This window comes from Paenibacillus sp. IITD108 (assembly GCF_036541265.1).
Taxonomy (GTDB): Bacteria; Bacillota; Bacilli; order Paenibacillales; family Paenibacillaceae; genus Pristimantibacillus.
In genome coordinates this window covers 87664-107889 of record NZ_JAZHCT010000015.1, presented here as the reverse complement: position 1 = coordinate 107889, position 20226 = coordinate 87664, and the positions used below count along the sequence as shown (strand labels likewise).

Here is a 20226-nt window from a genome sequence, read left to right as displayed (position 1 = left end):
TCTATTGCTGTTTATCAAGCAAATTTGCCGTCACTTGCGCCGCTTCTGCGCGAGTTAAGCTAGCCTTGCCATCAAATCTGCCGTCGGTTCTGCCTTTCAACAGCTGCAAGCTGTAAGCAGCCATCACAGCATCCTTTGCCCATGCCGGTATGGCATCCAAATCTTTAATAGCTGCAGAGGTTTGTGGAATTTCTAAAGCATCATTAAGATGCGTATACGCCCGCTTCAACATGACTGCCATTTCTTCTCTAGTTATATTTTCATTAGGAGCAAACTTTCCATTTCCTTTGCCAGAAATAATTCCAGCAGCGGATGCCGCAGCTACGCTCGATGCGTACCATGCTGTTTGCTCTATATCAGAGAAACTGGCTGCAGCGGTATTCCCATTCAATCCAAGCGCACGGGCCAAAATAGCAGTAAACTCTGCACGAGTAACAGATCTGTCAGGAGCAAATGTATCATTACTCGTACCGTTGACTATATGCTTGGCAGCCATTTTTTGAATGACTCGCTCGCCCCAGTGTCCTCTTGTATCGGCAAATACTTTTTTATACTCTGCAACTACTAATTTTCCAGAAGAATAAACTGTAGCGCTAATCATGCCAGTCGCAGCATCCAATTTGCCGCCAATGTATACAATATCGCCATTGCCATTCCAATAATAAATGCCCGCCAATTCGGCATCTATATGCTCTGGCAGTTGGAACGATACTATTGCCGGCTGCTGAAATTCATTCAAATCATGGCTTCGTTTATGGTCATCAACATAAGATGCCTCAAATTGCATCGCTTGCCCTGCAGGCCGCAAAGCATCGGCTGTCAGTTTGCCGCTCGAGCGCAGTATCCCGGCCCCATCTTGCTCGCTAAGCATCGTGGCAGTAATCACGATTTGACCATTGCTGTCATCATTTGCTTGCTGTAATAACTGACCTATCATTTGTGCTGGCAGCTCTATCGTCCGATTATCCCATTGCAGCGTAAGCGGCTTATTCCCCATATTTTTCGCCACTTGGCGCGGGATAACGATACTTGAGACTTCATCTGCCAATGACAAACTATATCCGGACTGATCGTTGCTGCCACTGTCCAAGTCTTGTTGCTGTATGATCACTTGTGTAGGATCTGTATCTGTTACAGGCGGCGTATAGATTCCTCCACCTCCACCCGGTACCGTCAATACCGGGTCAGAATCATAAAATGATCCGTAGTCAGGAACAAGCGCTTGACTATTTCCAGGAGCAGGCTTCCAGTCAAATCCTGTTGGAACACCAAATGTTTTCGTTGCTATTTTTCCAGTTGCCTCGTTAAATAAAAACTCAAAATTCGGTTCAGAAACCGTTACTGTATTTCCGCTATTTCCTTTCTTCTTTGCCGAGAAAGATTGCGCACCCAAAGCGATACCTCGCCATTGATTGCCCTGTTGCACTGCAAGTAATGCTTCTCCTGTTATTGTAAATGGACCAACCTCAAGTATTCCGCCTGCATCATCTTTTGCCGCAACATAATGCAGCACCGCATTTCCGTTGCTTGCTGTAAATCCTTCTGCTACTGCTGGATCTAAATTCATTTTGGTTACGTCCAAGTCGCCCGCCGCGTTTCCTTGAGCAAGAGGATGAATGAAGGTGACGAGCAATTGATCACTCTCTCCTTCTCTTTCCCACTCCAAATGAACATCCGGCTTTTCTTTTTCTTTTGCATCAGTAGTTTTATGACGATAGTAGCCTCTTACTTGCCCATCCTCCATTGTATATGCGAAATATTTATTATACGTTAGCGGCTCATTCTCATCCTGGCCGTTTAGAAAATGGTACAGCTCAATATTCGGTCCTTCATCAGCAGCTGTAAAAATATGATTATTTTGCGTAGCTGCATTGGAGCCTTCCGTTTCTGGGCATGTAACTGGTTTACCATCATCTTCAACTTGACTACCAACATAAACTGATGCGAAATTGCCGCACACGTTTTTAGAAGAATACGTATAGTCGAAGTTCCATATCTGTGTATACTTATTTGCTGCAACATCGTTACTGTCTGTATCCCCTTGCTCCTGTTTAGGCTGCCATAGCATACGATCCGTTACGACATACATACCTAGCGCTTTAATATAAATTACTTGACGACCATGATTCAGATTTGTAAGAGTACGTGTTTTTACGTTAGTTTTTTCACCAGATTCTGATTCGACTATTATATCAGTGCCATAGCCGCTCTCATAAAGCCCTTCCGAAAAATCGAATTGGCTGCTCGTTAACCATCTCGCATCTATCGGATCCTGATATCCACTATGAACGCCTGGCGTAATGGTTCTAACCTGTGTCAGCCCGTTCACGATCATCGTGTTATGGCTATAACTATTTAATAAATATAGCGTCATTTCCTTATCTGTTGGACTGTAAGTATCAGGACCTGCATCAACCAGCATCGTTTTGCCAAACGCTGTTAGCTGGATTTGGTTCCCGCTTTCATCCGAATGACCAGTTCCTCTGCGACTCGACTTCATAAAGAGATGATAGGCATTGCTATCCCATCCAGATCGCATAATAGTAAACCCGCCGTATGGATAATAGATGGAATTAAATGCAGGTGCCGGTTTTGGATTTTCCCTATCATTTACAATCACTTTTTTCTCTTCATCCAGCCAAGTTACATTATCCAAAATCTGCTGAACGGTATAATCCTGAACAAACTCTTGCCATCCATTCACTTTCTCAAAAAAAGGACGGTTATCCATTTTCGAAAGGCCAGGCATATTTCCGGATGGACGAATTAAGCTCGCCATAAAACGCAAGCGGTCTTTTTGAAACTTATTATCAAAAGCAATTCCATTCTTTTCGTAGAGATCTTTCAATTGCTGCCCCAATTCAATTGCCGTACCATTGTAATTGAAAGATTGCTCCAAGTCAGAGCCATCCTTCATCATTGCCCCGATAGTAGGATCAATGTAATCGGTAATTATTTTGTTAGCTCTATTCCCCCAAACGGATGCATTATTGAATTCACTTAGCGCCAAACTTGCACGATACATCGAAATGCCTGCCTGGAAGTTTTGATTAGGCGCTCCGCCTGGTTTACTTTGAATAATTTCCAGCTTATTCAAATGTTTATCTTCCAACAAAATAAGTGTCAAAGCTAACGTAACCGGATCAATGCTCTTCTTTACATCCTCTAAATTAATCTCTTTATCAACCGGTACATATTTACCATCCTCAGATAAAGGCCTTGTTATATTGCTCATCTGTTGTATAAACATATCGCTGCGGTTAGCCAAACGAAGCTTTGAGTCCCATGTGTTATTTACTCGTTTAAATTCTGCTCGATCAGGTAATGCAATGGCTGCATGCCACTGCTCATTATTATGTCTGGCGAAATCATCCCAATAATCATTCCAGCGCTTCAGATATTTCGGATCTTCGGTTTTTCTGAAAGCTTGACTTAACAGCATTGTAAAGTCCATCTCAGCTAACGATCCGGGAAAGTTTGGATCTTCAGGAGATAACTTATACCACTCCACGTAGCCCGGCTCTCCAATTATATGTTCGGCTGTACCATCAGGCGGCACATAGGTTACGATAATCCCATTCATCGCTTGCTCCGCTGATCCACGTGTCCCAAAACCTGGTTTCTCCACGCCAAATTCAAATCCGCTCATTTTATCAATATAATAATCCTTAAAGCGATCCAAAGCGGCTGCGTAATTGCCAGCTTCCTTCAGCCTCTTCACTTCTAGCAATTGATTGCCCAAAGCATCTGTAGCATTAGCACTATCTGGAAATGTAATAAGTTTAAAAAGCGCCTGTGCTACTTCATTATCTTCGGATCGATTAATTTCATCCCAAGTTGAACCCATAATAACCTGGTCTATAACAAGAGCATTATTTATGCCAAGCTTTGATTCAGCTCCAACCGATTCAATCACTAGCTGCTTAGGCAACATAAGCTGAATATCCCAGTTTACTTCCTCATTGTCAGGCTCATGAACAAGCGATTCATTTCTCGGATACAATTTAGCAAATAATTGCGCCTCATCTGATTGTCCTGCGGCAGCTATTTTCACTGCAAGTGTATAGATTTTGTCTTTTTCCAGTACTGTATCTGCTTCTGTCTCTTCACCATTGGAGTAAAATGCCCATTTTAACTGATTATCTGAATCATACTTCATTGTAAAATAATGATTTTCATCCAAATATACAGCCGCTTGAGAAGTTGGGGAAAATTTGGATTCAACCACCTCTTCATCCGTGCCAAGTTCCGTTCCCAGTCTCCAGCTCATATAATAGACGTCCGAGCTGCTTAATGTCATCGGCATAATCCCGCGATATATACTTTCATCTTGCTTTAGCTTGACGCTTCTTTGTCCTGAAATTTGAACATCGTCTGATAATGCTTGCTGGAGCTGTATATCTTGCTTCCAGCCACTTGTCCAGCCGCCCGCTGCAATTGTCTCATTGAGCTTTTTCCCTGCTCCCTGATCAAACCAATCTTCCATAAAAAACGTTCTTTTAGCTGTAACAGTATCCCAGCTGGGTGCTGCATAAATACTGTCCAGTGTAATAACTGCTGCGTCATTCGTAAGGTCAGCCTCAAAGCCTAATACATCAAAACTTGTGCTTGTGTCACCCGTTCCTTCCAATATCAAATCCCAATCGCCAACCGGCTCATTACCAATTTCTTCGTTACTAGCATATATTTTCACGTACGCTTTATTTACCGCCCCCGTTTCTTTCTTTACTTTAACTACCATGGAGTACATTTCTCCGTTTTCCAGCACTTCACCCGTTTGCTCATCGCCGAGAAATTTGGCTTTCAAGCGATAACTGGAGCTTGCTGAATCGAACTCGGCTCCAAAATAATTGTCGCTATTAAGCATAAGCAAAGCTTTTCCTTCCGTCCCGCTGCCGTTATCTTGAATTGAAAATACGGATTTTAAATAATAACTGTCTTCCTTAGCCAGATCTAATGGTACAATCATCCCTCGATACAGATTCATTTGCTTCTGATGCTCCACTGTAGCGAATTGGTTCACCTGTATAGAGGGGTCCAGTTCAGTCCGTAGATCAATATCTGCCTTCCATCCCGTTTTCCAGCCGTCATCTGCAGTTGTCGTTTGCAGCTTTGTTCCTTCCGCATAGGCAAAGTCTTCGATCGCCTTGAATGCAGCTGTTCCTTCAATATCCTCCCATCTTGAACTAAGTATAATATCGTCAAATGTTGTGCTTCCCTTGTCACTGTACAAATCAGCTTGCAGCCCGATCGTATCAAATACATTCTTAGATGTTATGTTCCAGTATAGTGTCCAATCCTGTTGGGATTGAGGCTCCGTAATTTCCGCCACTCCTGGACCAAACACTTTGAGACCGGCAAACCGTTTGTTTTCATTATTAGTTCCAATTTTCAATAGAAAGCTGTATTCCTGATTCAGTTTAAACTCTGTCTCAGTCGTAATATGATTGCCAAGAAATCTTCCGACGAGTCTATGCAATCCATCGTTTTCCATTCTCGACATCCCAAAGAAGGTATTACTGGAAAGTGCTAAATTTGCTCTAGTTGAACCTATCGTATTGGTAGTCCCATCTACTCTCATCTTCCAAAATACATAGTAGTCCTGGTTGGCATCCACTCGAATAGGCGTGTCCAATCCCCGATAAGCAAGCAGTTTGTTAGTCATACGGAAAGAACCCTCATCTGTTACCACGTAGCTGTCTGGCAGCTCTCCCGTCAGCTCCCAGTCTTGCTTCCAGCCGCTAGACCAGCCATTCTTAGCTTCGGTAGTATTCAACTTTGTGTCTGCCAGATAATTAAACTTCTCTGCCGTAAAGCCAAATGCAGTGGATTGAGCGCTTGCAATCGATGTCCCTATCGGCGGCAGCACCATCATCATCATGGTGAACACCAGGAGACACGCAAACAAGCGTTGATACTTCATTTTCATACCATGTCACTCCTCTCATAATTAAAAAAACGCGGTGTGAATGCGCTTACTTTTCATTCTATTGAACTTCTTAATAGGTAAATATTGCAAACTTTCAATATTTGTGGGTTTTTTCAACTAAAGCATATGGATAAAAACACGAAATACGCAGCTTTATTAACCAATGTAACCATTCTTTACCTTGTTAACTATGTTAACGAGTTTGGATTGAGGCTTGTCTCACAATTTAAGGCGGCGGCCATCCGCTTTGCTGCTTTTTCTAAAAAAGTGAAAGCACAAAAAAAGTTGGACGGAAAACATGACGTTTTTCCGACCAACTTTTATTTTTGGGGCTTATTGGACAGCCCTTCTTCAAATTCTAATCATTTACTTGATCATTATCTTTAAAAACACTTTGCAGCCAGCGGCAGCTTTGTTCCATCCACTGCGCAACCGTTTCATTCATATACTGCACTTTTCCGCCTGCCGTTACAGCATTGGCAAGGGACAGGCCATGCGGTCCGTCCTGATAAACATGAAGCTCGAACGGCACTTGATGATCGGCAAGCGCCGTACTGAACAACAAAGCATGCTGTACAGGCACTACCTGATCTGCAAAAGTATGAAAAATAAAACAGGGCGGCGTATGCCCGTCGACAAGCAGCTCACAAGAAAGCCGGCTTTGCATGTCCGGGAGCGGCGGCTTGCCGGCTGCCTGAGTCCACATTTTGTTGAGCGGACTGTGCTGACCAAGGGAACAGGTAATTACCGGATATCCGAGAATAAGCGCATTAGGTCTATTCTCGCCGGAATCGATGCCCGCAGCTGCGGCAATTTCTTTGTCCTGCCACATCGTGCCAAGCGAGGCTGCCAAATGTCCCCCGGCAGACAAACCGCATACCGCTATTCGATTAACGTCCACTCCCCAGCTTGCTCCATTGCGCCTTATGGTAGACAATGCGCGCGAAACCTCAATTAGCGGAGCCGGAAAAGCTGCAAATTCGCCAATAGAATAACGAAGCACAAATGCATGATACCCTCTCGACAAGTAGCTTAATGCGATCGGATCCGCCTCGCTTTCCGATATGCTGCGGTACCCTCCGCCGGGCAGCACAACAACTGCCGCCCGCGCTTCGGTATTGCCGGAGAAGCTTTCATACAAATAAGCTGTTAATGAAACTCTATGGTCGTCCGTCAAGTATATAAGCTCCTTACGAATACAAATTCTCCTTTCTTTAAAATATTGCTTATCAAGCAAGTTAACAAGTGCTTGCACTGCTTCAGCCCGTGTTAACGCTGCCTTAGGTACAAAATCCCCCTGTCCTCGGCCGCGCAGCAGTTGCAACTCTATAGTGAAAGGCTCGGTACATCTCCATTTTTTAGAACTTCGAGAATGCATTCTGATCGGTAATCACGTAACTGTCATCAAGTACTGCTTCAAGCTTTTTATCAGCCTCCATCCCGTAGTCCATCACCTCCTGCTTCGCGTAATATCTAAATTCTATTAATTCCATGACCAAAGCAACATTCTAAATATTAAACAAAGGGGACTTAATTTAACATTTGATTGATAAGACTAAATCGAGATCCGCACCGTTTTTAACTTATGTGATAATAATTAATCTACAATTCACGGTTGAGTGGAATTCAATATGCAGCAAAATCGTTTGGAGGAATCATAGTGGAATTATTGAGGATTTATGTAATTTGCTTCAATCTAAATTTTCAACCCCTGGATAACTTGCACAATAACCATTCATCCCCCATTCGACCCCAATATGATTTTTTAGAGAAATTCCACCTATTTAGAATGCTCATATGAAAAAAGGCAACACAAAAAAACCCTTGCTCCGCAAGGGTTTTCATCATCTAATATGATGGTGCGGTCGAGAGGACTCGAACCTCCACGGTATTGCTACCACTAGCCCCTCAAGCTAGCGTGTCTGCCATTCCACCACGACCGCAATTATAAAATTCCGATCCTATAATCGGCTTCATTCCAGTAAAACTGGTGAGCCATGAAGGACTCGAACCTTCGACTCCCTGATTAAAAGTCAGGTGCTCTACCAACTGAGCTAATGGCTCTCAAGACATGAAACTAACTCCTAAGAGCTGCTCCAAAAATGAGGTAATGGTGACCCGTAGGGGATTCGAACCCCTGTTACCTCCGTGAAAGGGAGGTGTCTTAACCCCTTGACCAACGGGCCATTGTACAAGCTTCATCGTTTTGGCGACAAGTTATATTATAACTAGAATACGAGATTGTTGCAAGTATTTTTTTAAAATTTCTTTTGAGCTATTTTTCAACTGCTTTTAAACAGCAGAATTAACAAAAATACCCCGCGACGACTTAAAATACTGAGTTACTTGGACACTCATTCCGTTATTCGCGTAAAAATAACTGTTCTCTGGATTTAATGGTCACACGTTCCGCTATTCGGGTCTAGAGAGCGGTTTTTCGCCATTTTTAATGCCAATAACGGAACGTGTGTCACTTTCTCGATCGAATACAGGCAATTTTGCCTAAATAGCGGAACGTCTGACCACTTGATCGACGACGTACCATCGACGCGACTAGCACCTTCCTAGATACGCTCAGCATACCATTAGCACCAACAGCACCTTCCTAGATACGCTCAACATACCATCAGCACCAATCAGCACCTTCCTAGGTACACTCAACAGACCACCAACGCGACTAGCACCTTCATCATTAGCAAAATAAAAAAAGACCGCTAAACGGTCTCCAGCTTGTCGTATTTACTATAAAAATATGGCGGAGAGAGAGGGATTCGAACCCTCGCACCACTTACGCAGTCTAACCCCTTAGCAGAGGGTCCCCTTGAGCCACTTGGGTATCTCTCCATGAATGGCTCCCCGAACAGGACTCGAACCTGTGACAACTCGATTAACAGTCGAGTGCTCTACCGACTGAGCTATCAGGGAAAAGTAAAATCGACAATACTAAATTTATCATGCCTAAACTTAAATGTCAAGCGCTATCAGCTTTAATTTTCCCCTGCATTTTCCACATGCATATCGCGCCGGATCGAGCCGCCTTTTGCGTAAATAGCTTGTCTGGCAACGAATACAGACGAGCTTGTAGCGATAAGGCTGCGGCTTGCGCTGCTGCCTTTCTGGCAAGGTCTGGCAGTAGCGCGATCCTCCCACATGGGCAAGCAGCGCTTTAAAGTCAGCATCACGATGCTGATAGCCCCGTTTGGCTATATGCAGATGATAATGGCACAGCTCATGCTTGATTATTTTCTCCGTTTCCTCCACTCCAAAAGCTTGCAGCTGATGCGGACTTATTTCGATATTATGGCTTTTAGTAAAGTATCTCCCTCCTGTCGCCTTTAGTCGGCTGTTGAAGGTTGCCCGATGAACAAAAGGGCGATTGAAGTATTGCAGCGATATTTGTTCAACCCAAAGCTGAAGCTCTTCGTCTGTCATTTTGCTTTCTCCTTCTGCTACTTGAATTGTCAGCAGGCTTTAAGCTACACTGTCATGTAGGAACGTATATTATTACCTATAAAATAATTGAAAATGTTCATTAATTTATAGTATTAATGCTATAATGAAGCTTGCTAATGTTCTAGAATAAGGCTGTTGAAAACTTGTTTGGAAACTTTAACGAATGCTAGTAGCGCTATTGTGCCGAAAAAGCTTGTTTTAAATTTGCAACGAATCCTAGCATGCTTATTGGCTGTAAAACACTCCCTAAATAGCATTTGTTCGCAGATAGCGTCTCTACGGAGGGTGTCGATTAATTGTGGGCAACGATTGGCAAGCAAAAAGAAAGGGGAACGAAGAGCAAGATTGGGAATGGAGAAGCGGCAGCGTCCGCCTTTGTAGGCCAATTTTATCCTTTACAGGGGTTATTTCATCAAAAAAATTGGACTACAACAGCGGTCGGAATCCCAACCTTGATCGTAGTAGTACCCTTTTCGATTGCTTATTGCCCTATCCACAATTAATCGACACCCTACTACGATTCGTTACAATATAAATAGCTTCTCGAACTCCGTTATAGCTTTGTTATCCAAGCTATTAGGCCGCTGCTACCGAGCTATTCCAACAGCCTCTATATTAAAATAGATTCTTCTATTTACTTTACGATTTACTTTACAATTCACTTTAAGATTTACTATGCGATTTGCTATACGATTTACTATATGTTTTACTATACGATCAATTTGTACGATACCAAGGGGGAAACATTTTATTATGGCAACGATGAGATTTGTAGTTATGAAGCAGGAAGACCGCATTTCATTCGTAGAAATGCCTCAAACGCATGCCTACCAGCTAAGCGCGCTTAATCTGCGTTTACACAAGGAAATTGACAAATTAACGGCTGAGCATATTCCAAGCTTACCATATGCGATAGCAGAATGCGATAATGTTGAGCTTCATAGCGAGAACGTATCCATCATTTCCGGTCTGGACTATATCAATGAGCTGGAACGCGATTTTTCTGCAGTTAAGGAGCAGTCCTATCCACTCATTTCATTGCTGACCGAAATTCGCGCACTGCAAGCACAGCTGGAGCAATGGTACGAGGAGCTTGAAGAAGGGTTATACGACGCGTAAAATCAATCAAGTGACATGTGAACCGCTGGTTTATTAACCGGCGGTTTTTGTTTTCAGCGCAGTTGTGATCGTAAAGTTGAAATCGTCCGCTTCCGTTACCATTGAATTTCCGTTAACTTATTTCTCATCCGCTCTTTGTGAAGAGCGAACTGCTTATGCCTGTGCCCATTGGCCCCCGAAGGATGTGGAAACCCCCATAGGCATCGGTTTTCATCCAGCTTGCCTTCTTTAATAAGAATATTCAGTGCACTTTCTACTGTTTTGCCGAGCGGAATAATGAGCGCAGCATTCGTTAATTGAATTTCTTCTTCTACATACGCTAATGCAGCTTTCTTCAGCATTTGGCTGGACATTAAGCCAGGATGTGCGCCACTATAGTTTTTCTTATTCATAAAAACCGGAAAACGCAGCATAGATGTTGTATGCAGCAGACTTTGCTGCGCATGAAACAGCTCGGAACTGCTCGAAATATTCAAATACTTATGCAAATTTATAGCATCCAGCATGTCCATCAAGTTGCTCCTCATGCTTCCAGCAAATCTCGCCTTCTCTTTTGCTTGTCTGCATGCTTCTTCATCAGAAAGCCCTTTTTCTAATGCAGCCTTTACGGCTTGTATTGCTATTCTCATTTGTGCAAAACCCGGCGTTAGTCCGATAATCATAATCCTTGCTAAAGGATTGAAATATTCATTATGCGGCGCGTAGTATACTTCCAGCTTCCCGCTGCGAGCCATCAGCAAATCATCAGTCAGCAGCTCTTCTTTTCGCCATGCTTTATGCTTAGGAAGTGAAAGAATGGCTCGTCTATACGTATTTAAATGCTGTGAAATTAGCATAAATTTTCTCACCTCTACCTCCTAACTTGTCCATTCATGCATACGAGCATCCCAAAAATTCATCCAACAAGGATAAACGGCTCCGCCGTCCTTTGAACAAGCTCGTTTACCAATGAAATATTGGAACAGGTATGAAGTGTAAACTTATGCTTTCATATCATTAAAAAAACGCCAGAGCTGCCGCCCTGACGTTTTACTTATATTCGCTTATGTTTTATTCAATAATCGGTACAGCTTCAAAGCAAGCTGGATTTGCAGAAGCTCGTCGGCATCCTTCAAATCACTATGCAGCAGCTCCTTCGTCTTGTCTATCCTATAAATAAAAGTATTGCGGTGAATATACATCGCTTTGGCAGCCTCTGATACATTGTGATTGTATTTAAAATAATATTCTAGCGTAGACATGAAGCTTGTACCAAACAAATGATCATGCTCCGCTACCGCGCCCAATGTCTTTTGGAAAAAACGTTCCATCTCTACTGCATTCACATTGTTATCCAAAAAATGATAAACTGCAAAATCTTCATAGTGGGATACGATGCGGTTATATTTCAAGCGCTGCTGCAGCCGCAGCACCTCCTGTGCCTCGAAAAAGCTTTTGTACAGCATATGGATCGTCTTGTATTGGCCGCCAACGCCAATGAAAAAAGCAATACCCTTTTGCTGATGATGCAGCCGGTCATAAATTTCCTGTGCATAGCTCTTCGCTTCATTTTTCGTTATTGCTGCTTTATTTTCACTTCTTCCCACTAAAATGACGATTTGCTGGTTACGATAATAGCAAGTTACTTCCCCGTTTGCTGACTCAGACCATTCATTTATAAGCTGCACGCATTTTTTGGCGATATGCTCCAGCTCGTACTTGTGAATCACCATATTGGAATAGCTTTCCGGATCCTTGGCTTCCATATGGACAAGCAAGCAGTAGTAAGCATATTTTTCCTGCAGGCCATGCATATCAGATAAGGTATCGATCATTTTGGCGGATATCGGATTGCCGGACAATAGCACATCAAAAAAGTCCTGTCTGATTTTTAGCTTCACTTCTTCAATTTCTCTTGCCTTAATGCGATCCAACGCCAAAATAGTCGATACATTTTCCAGCGCCAAATAATCAAATTCGACCAGCTTGCGTACGGTTTGAAAAACAACGATAAACCCATAAACAAAGCTCGACACCGCCACGGGCATAATGCGGCATTTGAATTCCTGTCCATTATGAAAATAACTGCGTTTAATGGATCGTTTGATTTCACTCATATAGTTAGGAATACGATCGGTAAAATCTGCACCGAACACAGGCTTGCTAATGACAAGCGGTATCATTTGCTCAAGTGGAGTAATGGCTTCCGCATGCTCCTTATAGCAGAGTAAATTCCAGTAGCGATCTAATATGACGATCGGATTATGAATCGTAGCGGACAGCTCCGCCGTAATTTGCTCAATCCCGCCTCCTTCAAGTGCGATCTTGAATAAGGCGTTGTGCAGATCCAGCGAACGCCGGTTCAAGCTATCATAGCCCGCATTCGTTTTTTCATTAATAATTGCGATAACCTGCGATAACGTATATTGGAAGGGCAGCTCTAAAAGCGGAAAGCCCAGCTTGTCAGCCAGATCAATCATATTTTGCGGAAGCTTATCGAAATATCGTTTCATCTTGATGACCAAACCTGCACAATTGCTTTCTGCAAGCTCTTGAATGACTCTATCTTGCAGCTCTGCGCTGTCTTTAAAAATATAGCCTGTCGATAAAATCAGCTCGTTAGGAGACAGCCAGTCAAACACATCAGGATTCTCGATAATATTAACGATCGAAATTTGATTGATCATACCAGTATGACCTGCAGCCAGCTTAATACCTTCAATCGCCTTTATATGCAATAAATCATTGACGGTTAACATTACGACCCTCCCCTTCCTTTGCTGACCCATTATGCAATGTGCACAATAAGTAATATGTATTTTTAGTTTCGGTGAATGATGACCGCTTCATAGCAGCAGAATTATAATTAAGGTAATGGGCGGATATTACCAATAAATGTGAAGTATTTCACAAAATTCTCACGTTTTTAGGTTCACCATTCCAGGGACTTTCATTCCATCAACTTCACTAGTGTAGCATCTAAGAATTGGAATGCCAAGGATAAGCGACTTTACGGTCTAGGTGAAATGAGCACCCTCATTAGTATCCGTCCAGTACAGTTATGCAACTCATCACATCATGTAAGGAGGAGATTCTCTGACTGATCATGACGAACAAATCAAACCAAAAGGCAGCCTATGCTTGTAACGCGATTTCCGGCGATCTCGAATTTCTTCGGCTTCTTGGGAAAGGATCTTTTCAAGGAATCATTCACAGCAGCTTTGAGCGTACATTTAACGTAACTTGCTTGGAAAATGGCGAGCTCTATACAATAGCAGCTCGGCATTTGGATAATGGACCCAATACATTGATAACCGATCTCGACAGTTGTTCCACGCTGGAGCTAGCCGTTGGTGATCGGATTTTTGTCAGCAACAATTGTATAAAAATAGAAAATAAGTTTAATATATCCATCAGGCAAACGGAACCTTGGCAATGCCTCTTGCCTGTTTATCCTGCCGATACTGCGCTTTTGAAACGAAATATTTTCGAAGCAAAATTATTTATTCAGGAGCATGGCCAAGCAGGCGGAATGAAAAAGTCAATAACAACTGATAATATCATTCAAACCGAATTTGCAAGAATGCTCGAGGAACGATCGCGAAGCCTGCTTGAACAGCTATCCCTGGCCAGATGGGAAAGCGCAGTTCAACAAGCTGTTTCATTGATAGGACTTGGTCCAGGCCTCACCCCTTCAGGTGATGATTATTTAACAGGATTGTTTACGGTATTCAATATGCCAGATAGCCCGCTTTGGCCCTATCGGTCTTTTTGCATGGATGTCGTTTTGCATGCATCGAAACTCACGAATCAGATCAGTTGCATAACTATGAAAAAAGCTGCCGCCGGACAAGTTAGAGAGAAAATTGTTCAATTTATGCAAGCTGTGATTCATAGCACCTCAGAAGAAACAAAAGACAGGCTTGCTGCCGTATTGAGCATCGGTTCCTCCTCTGGAACGGATATCGCTCTCGGACTTATTCACGGATTGGAGCTTCACTTAAATTAATGCTGGAGGTAGAATATGGCAACCAAAGTAGTCATTAAAAAGAACACATATTTCGATTCCGTCTCCCTTATGTCATTAACGACTAAAGCGAATCAGATCGAAGGCATCGAACAAGCCTTTATTGCAATGGGAACTGAAATGAACAAAGAAGTGCTGCAAAATGTCGGCCTTATGACTGCCGAGCTGGAAGAAGCGAAAAACAGTGATCTTATGATTGTTATCAAGGCTGCAACAGATGATTTGGCTGAGCAAAGCTACGAGGCTGTTGAAGAGCTGTTTATCAAAAAGGACGAGGCTATCGGCGCAAGCGATATCAAATATCCAACTATTGATTCCGCAGCTAAAAGCATTCCAGGTGCTAATCTGGCTGTCATTTCAGTAAACGGCGCTTTTGCAGCGAGAGAAGCTAAAAAAGCGTTGGAAAATGATCTTCACGTCATGCTGTTCAGCGATAATGTCAGCGTTGAGGAAGAAATTGAATTGAAGCAGATGGCTCATGAGCGAGGACTGTTCTTGATGGGTCCAGACTGTGGTACTGCCATTATTAATAATATCGGCTTGTGCTTTGCTAACAAGGTTCGTAAGGGAAGCATCGGTATTGTTGGCGCTTCTGGTACAGGCAGTCAAGAAGTTAGTGTACGCATCCATGACTTTGGCGGCGGCATAACCCAGCTTATCGGTACAGGCGGACGCGACCTAAGTGAAAAAGTTGGCGGAATCATGATGTTAGATGGAATGAAAGCACTAAATGAGGATGATGCAACGAAGGTTATCGTTCTTATTTCGAAGCCGCCAGCAAAAAGCGTTGAGCAAAAAGTGCTTGCCGAAATTAAAAATATGAATAAGCCCGTTGTCGTTTGCTTTATTGGCGGCTCCGAAGAAGCGGTTGTAGCTGCAGGCGGACATTTTGCCAAAACAACAAAAGAAGCTGCGCTTAAAGCTGTCATTTTATCTGGCGTTGATGAAAGTAAAATTGACAAGCATCCGCTTAATTTGCCGCTTATTGAAGAAGTTAAAGCTAAGCTTACACCAGAGCAAAAATATATTCGCGGTCTATTTTGCGGCGGCACGCTTTGTGACGAATCCATGTATTTGGCAATGGAAAAGTATGATGACGTTTATAGCAATATCCCTAAAGATCCAGAAAAGCGCCTGAAAAACATTCAAGTCAGCGAAGCCCATACCTTTATCGATTTCGGTGATGACGAATTTACGAATGGCAAGCCGCATCCAATGATTGACCCTTCTACTCGCATAGATCGCTTCAAGCAAGAAGCTAAAGATCCGTCTGTAGGCGTTATTTTGATGGATTTTGTACTCGGCTACGGCTCCCATGAAGACCCTGTAGGCGTTATGGTTCCTGCCATTATTGAAGCTAAGCAGCTTGCAGAGCAAGAAGGAAGACATCTTGAAATTGTCGGTTATGTGCTAGGTACGGATTTGGATACCCCTTCCGTAGATGAGCAGTTGAAAAAACTGGTTGATGCAGGCGTTACTTATGCGAGCAGCAGCACGAACGCTGGACTATTGGCTAGAGGCTTTGTGGAGAAAGGGGTTTAAATAGATATGAGCAAAACGAATACGCTTTTCAACAGTGATCTGCATGTCATCAATGTCGGTCTTGAAATGTTTAAAGATGATCTATTAAAACAAAAAACAAGCGTCAGCCACTTGGAATGGAAGCCGCCAGGCGGCGGCAAGCCTGAGCTGATTGCTGCTCTAGATAAACTGGAACAACCAGAAATATTGGAAAAGATTGAAGCAGCCAACAAGCTGGCGGTTGAACGCATTATTAATTCACAGCCTGTGCTGATTGGCTTCGATCAAGCGATTAACGTCGTTCCTGGCATGACCAAAACGACTATTTTACATGCAGGTCCTCCAATAACTTGGGAGAAAATGAGCGGTCCAATGAAAGGCGCAGTTACGGGCGCACTTGTTTTTGAAGGCTTGGCCAAGGATTTGGAAGATGCTGAAAGAGTAGCGGCATCCGGTGAAATCACCTTCTCTCCATGTCACGAGCATAACTGTGTAGGATCCATGGCTGGTGTAACCTCAGCCTCTATGTTCATGCATATCGTTGAAAATAAAACCTATGGCAATATCGCATTTACAAACCTAAGTGAGCAGCTTTCCAAAATTCTTCGTATGGGCGCTAACGATGAAACAGTTATCGCGCGTCTTAACTGGATGAGAGACGTGCTTGGACCGATGCTGCGCGACGCCATGAAATTCTCTACGAATGGTATCGATCTGCGTCTCATGCTGGCTCAAGCGCTTCACATGGGTGATGAGTGTCATAACCGCAACAATGCCGGTACAACAATGCTTATCCAAGCTCTTACACCATTAATTTTGCAAACAGACTTTACAAATGAACAAAAAATCGAAGTCTTTAATTTCGTAGCAAGCAGCGATTACTTCTCTGGCCCGACCTGGATGGCAATGTGTAAATGCGCGCTTGATGCAGCACACGGCATCGAGAACAGCACGATCGTTACGACAATGGCGCGCAACGGCGTAGAATTTGGTATTCGCGTAAGCGGCATGCCTGGAAATACTTGGTTTACAGGCCCCTCACAAAAAGTTATCGGACCGATGTTTGCCGGCTACAAGCCTGAAGATGCAGGACTGGATATCGGCGACAGCGCGATAACAGAAACTTACGGAATCGGCGGCTTCGCAATGGCTACTGCGCCAGCTATCGTTGCTTTAGTCGGCGGTACGGTGGATGAAGCATTAGGCTATTCAACAAAGATGAGAGAAATTACTACGACTGAAAATCCTAATGTGACGATTCCATTGTTGAATTTCCACGGCATTCCAACAGGCATAGATATTCGCAAAGTGATACAAACTGGAATTATGCCGGTTATCAATACTGCGATTGCCCACAAAGAAGCTGGAATCGGTATGATCGGCGCAGGGATTACCAATCCGCCAGTTGATTGCTTCGAGAAAGCCTTGCTTGCGCTAAGCTCCGGAGACAATCTATGAGCGAGAATTTGATCAGTCAAGAGCTTATAAATGCTTGTGACCGCGAGGATGCAGCTGCTGTTGAGCAGCTGCTTTCGGGCGGCGCAGATGTTCATTTTAAGGATGCCAATGGCCGTACAGCTCTAATGGCCGCTACCCAAAAGAACAATATGGCAATAGCCAAGCGTTTAATTGACGCTGGCAGCGATGTAAATGCAAGAGATATTACACAGCTCACGCCTTACCTTTGTGCGGGAGCGAATGGCTTTTATCATATTTTGCGCCTCACGATTCAAGCGGGTGCAGATATAAAAAGCGTGAATCGATTTGGCGGCACGGCGCTGCTTCCTTCCAGCGAGAAGGGCTACCTGAAAACCGTTCAAGTTTGTTTGGATGCAGGCGTTGCAGTTAATCATATCAACAATCTAGGCTGGTCCGCTTTATTGGAATCAGTCATCCTGGGCAACGGCGGCCGGTTGTATTCGGATATTATCCAGCTGCTAGTTAAGGCTGGCGCTGATATTCATCTGAAAGACCGTGACGGCAAATCTTCCCTTCAGCATGCCGAACAAATGGAGCAGCAAAATGTCATCCGGATATTAAACAATGAGAACGTTGACAGCCACCCGAATATTACTGAAGCCAAGGAACTGGCTCGCCAGGACAAGTATAAGGAAGCCATCCAGCTTATTGACGCAGCGCTAAGCGAAAATAAGCAAAACACGGACTTGTACTACTATAAAGGCTATTTCCTTGGAGAGCTTGGCGAATATGGGAATGCAATTGCGTTGTACAATCAAGCATTGTCGTTACAGCCTGACGATCTCGACTTTTATTTCTATACAGCCAATAGCTGGCGGATGCTGAAAAAGCCTGAGGAAGCGCTCTCTGAGTACAATAAAGCGATCGAGCTTAATCCTGACGAGACATTTTATCGGTATCACAAATCCAATTATTTAAGAGAATTAGGCAGGCATGAAGAAGCTGTAGCCGAGATGGATAAGCTGCTTGAGCAGCAGCCTCATCGTTATGATTTCTCGTTCCACAAAGCTAACAGCTTGCGTTCGTTGGGCAGGCATCAGGAGGCTATTGACGCTATAGAAAATGCAATTGCCAGTGATCCTTCCAATCCGCTTTATCACCAGCATAAAAATCAGTCGCTGCATTTGTTAGAAGAACAGCAAAAATCATGATGTTAATTGGCAAGTGAATCGTTATCCAATTAAAACGCCCATAAGGGAGATTGGGGAACTCACAATGAGTGACGATAATAAAATGATCGAGGAATTTAAATCCTACGGCTATGCAGATGATATTTTGCCAATTCCGCAAGAAAAGCGCGATTGGGGCATGTTCAACTATATCACCGTTTGGATGGGTCCTGTACACAACATTATGTCGTATATGACCGTAGCAGGATTTTTTGTTCTCGGTTTAAATGTAACACAAGTGTTTTGGGCAGTTATGCTGTCAGCTCTAATCGTTTCTGCCGGCTATGCCCTTAACGGTATTGCTGCAGCTAAATATGGTATTCCTTTTGCCATGCTGCTCAGAGATTCCTTTGGCGTCAAAGGCTCCATTATTCCAGCTCTTAGCAGAGGCTTGATCTCTGGCCTTGTTTTCTTCGGAACAACAACAGTCGTCGGTGCACAGGCGTTCAACGTCATATTCACCCGCATATTCCCGGATTATATGTCCTGGGGCGGTGGCTTCAACCTATTCGGTTTAGACTTTCCAACGATGCTTTCGTATATCATTCTATGGGTCATAACCGTACTGCTTTTCTTGACTGGCATGAAGGCGCTTAGCAAATTCAGCGCATACTCATCGCCTATCGTATACGTGTTTATTATCGGCGCTGCTATTTGGGGCATTTACGTCGCAGGCGGCATCGGACCTATTATGGACTACGTGCCTTCGCAGCCTATGGATAACCCGCTTGTCTTTATCGCTTGCGTAAGCGCATTAGTATCAAACTGGGCCGGCCCTATCGTCAATATTTCTGACTTTACACAGCGCGCCAAATCAATCAACGCTCCAAAATGGGGACTTCCGATCGGTTTTATCGCATCCTATATATTATTTGCGATTACAAGTATCGCTTTGATTGCAGGTGTAGAAATCGCATTTGGAGAGCCAATCTTCAACATCGTAGACGCTATTGGCAAAATGGGTAGCACCTTTGCTGTTATTATCTTGCTTTTGGCACTCAATTTGGGTGCGACTGCATTCGTCGTATTCGGTAATTTGCAGCCAGCCGGCTTGCAAATGACAGCGCTGTTCCCTAAGCTGTTTACCGTTAAAAGCGCAGGTATTCTCACAGCTGTAATCGGTACGATTATCCTGCCTTGGAAGCTTGTGTCCGATACAACAATGCTGTATCTGTTCTATAGCTTTATCGGCTCGATGTATGGTCCAATAGCAGGTATTATGCTTGCCAGCTTCTTCATTCAACGCAAGCAGGTGTTAGACCTTCGCCATATGTATGTAAAGCCGGGCTCTAACGGCGAATTCAAAGGCGGTTATAACAAAGTTGCTATGACCGTGCTGATCATAAGCTTCCTGATCCCAATGTCCGGTGTCGTATTTACTAATGTGCCATTGCTCGTCACATTCAAAGATTTTGCCTTCTTCACCGGGTTCATTATTTCGTTTATTCTTTACACTTTATTCTACAAAAAATCGAATGCCGTTACACAAGGATAAACGGCTCCGCCGTTCTTCGCGTAAACGAAGGAGGCACGTTAACCGATTCAATAGT

13 protein-coding genes and 5 tRNA genes are annotated in these 20226 nt (G+C 43.5%); 8 read left to right on the top strand and 10 right to left on the bottom strand.

Annotated features, from left to right (window positions below; translation table 11 throughout):
• Position 1: 1 nt before the first annotated feature.
• Positions 2-5929, bottom strand: a complete 5928-nt coding sequence (locus V1L65_RS14830) for an S-layer homology domain-containing protein (RefSeq protein WP_331699961.1) — start codon at positions 5927-5929, stop codon at positions 2-4.
• Positions 5930-6055: 126 nt separating this feature from the next.
• On the opposite strand from V1L65_RS14830, the gene V1L65_RS14825 reads away from it, so the two are divergent.
• Entirely contained in the window at positions 6056-6316 is a 261-nt protein-coding gene (locus V1L65_RS14825; protein ID WP_331699960.1) for a hypothetical protein, read from the top strand.
• On the opposite strand, the gene V1L65_RS14820 is transcribed toward V1L65_RS14825, so the two are convergent.
• The 7 genes from V1L65_RS14820 to V1L65_RS14790 form a co-directional block, all read right to left on the bottom strand.
• Positions 6288-7106, bottom strand: a complete 819-nt coding sequence (locus tag V1L65_RS14820; RefSeq protein WP_331699959.1) for an alpha/beta hydrolase — start codon at positions 7104-7106, stop codon at positions 6288-6290. The two genes, V1L65_RS14825 and V1L65_RS14820, sit on opposite strands and share 29 nt — an antisense overlap.
• Positions 7107-7786: 680 nt before the next feature.
• Positions 7787-7872, bottom strand: a tRNA-Leu gene (locus V1L65_RS14815).
• A 45-nt stretch (positions 7873-7917) separates the two neighbouring features.
• Positions 7918-7993: transfer RNA gene (locus V1L65_RS14810), tRNA-Lys, on the bottom strand.
• Positions 7994-8040: 47 nt separating this feature from the next.
• Positions 8041-8115 (bottom strand) — tRNA-Glu (locus tag V1L65_RS14805).
• 567 nt (positions 8116-8682) lie between these two features.
• Positions 8683-8773 (bottom strand) — tRNA-Ser (locus tag V1L65_RS14800).
• A gap of 5 nt (positions 8774-8778) precedes the next feature.
• Positions 8779-8854: transfer RNA gene (locus V1L65_RS14795), tRNA-Asn, on the bottom strand.
• 39 nt (positions 8855-8893) lie between these two features.
• A complete protein-coding gene (locus V1L65_RS14790) occupies positions 8894-9361 on the bottom strand; it encodes a SprT family protein (protein WP_331699958.1) in 468 nt (155 codons plus the stop codon).
• A gap of 317 nt (positions 9362-9678) precedes the next feature.
• On the opposite strand from V1L65_RS14790, the gene V1L65_RS14785 reads away from it, so the two are divergent.
• Entirely contained in the window at positions 9679-9885 is a 207-nt protein-coding gene (locus tag V1L65_RS14785) for a hypothetical protein (RefSeq protein WP_331699957.1), read from the top strand.
• A gap of 250 nt (positions 9886-10135) precedes the next feature.
• The gene (locus V1L65_RS14780; RefSeq protein WP_331699956.1) at positions 10136-10501 is read left to right on the top strand and encodes a hydrolase/acyltransferase; all 366 of its coding nucleotides are present in this window, start codon (positions 10136-10138) and stop codon (positions 10499-10501) included.
• 95 nt (positions 10502-10596) lie between these two features.
• Here the strand turns inward: V1L65_RS14780 and V1L65_RS14775 are convergent, their stop codons facing one another.
• Together V1L65_RS14775 and V1L65_RS14770 are read right to left on the bottom strand one after the other, a co-directional pair.
• Positions 10597-11349, bottom strand: a complete 753-nt coding sequence (locus V1L65_RS14775) for a uracil-DNA glycosylase family protein (RefSeq protein WP_331699955.1) — start codon at positions 11347-11349, stop codon at positions 10597-10599.
• A 195-nt stretch (positions 11350-11544) separates the two neighbouring features.
• Entirely contained in the window at positions 11545-13239 is a 1695-nt protein-coding gene (locus V1L65_RS14770; protein WP_331699954.1) for a PucR family transcriptional regulator, read from the bottom strand.
• Between the two features lie 347 nt (positions 13240-13586).
• Between V1L65_RS14770 and V1L65_RS14765 the strand changes: the two genes are divergently transcribed.
• The 5 genes from V1L65_RS14765 to V1L65_RS14745 all read left to right on the top strand — a co-directional run bounded on the left by V1L65_RS14765 (position 13587) and on the right by V1L65_RS14745 (position 20171).
• Complete coding sequence (locus V1L65_RS14765) at positions 13587-14489, top strand: DUF2877 domain-containing protein (protein WP_331699953.1); 903 nt, start codon at positions 13587-13589, stop codon at positions 14487-14489.
• A gap of 15 nt (positions 14490-14504) precedes the next feature.
• The gene (gene fdrA / locus V1L65_RS14760) at positions 14505-16049 is read left to right on the top strand and encodes an acyl-CoA synthetase FdrA (RefSeq protein ID WP_331699952.1); all 1545 of its coding nucleotides are present in this window, start codon (positions 14505-14507) and stop codon (positions 16047-16049) included.
• 6 nt (positions 16050-16055) lie between these two features.
• Complete coding sequence (locus V1L65_RS14755) at positions 16056-17486, top strand: DUF1116 domain-containing protein (RefSeq protein ID WP_331699951.1); 1431 nt, start codon at positions 16056-16058, stop codon at positions 17484-17486.
• Positions 17483-18658, top strand: a complete 1176-nt coding sequence (locus V1L65_RS14750) for a tetratricopeptide repeat protein (protein WP_331699950.1) — start codon at positions 17483-17485, stop codon at positions 18656-18658. The genes V1L65_RS14755 and V1L65_RS14750 overlap by 4 nt, the downstream gene beginning before the upstream one ends.
• Positions 18659-18722: 64 nt before the next feature.
• Positions 18723-20171, top strand: coding sequence for a cytosine permease (locus V1L65_RS14745; RefSeq protein ID WP_331699949.1), 1449 nt, complete (start codon positions 18723-18725; stop codon positions 20169-20171).
• Positions 20172-20226: the final 55 nt, after the last annotated feature.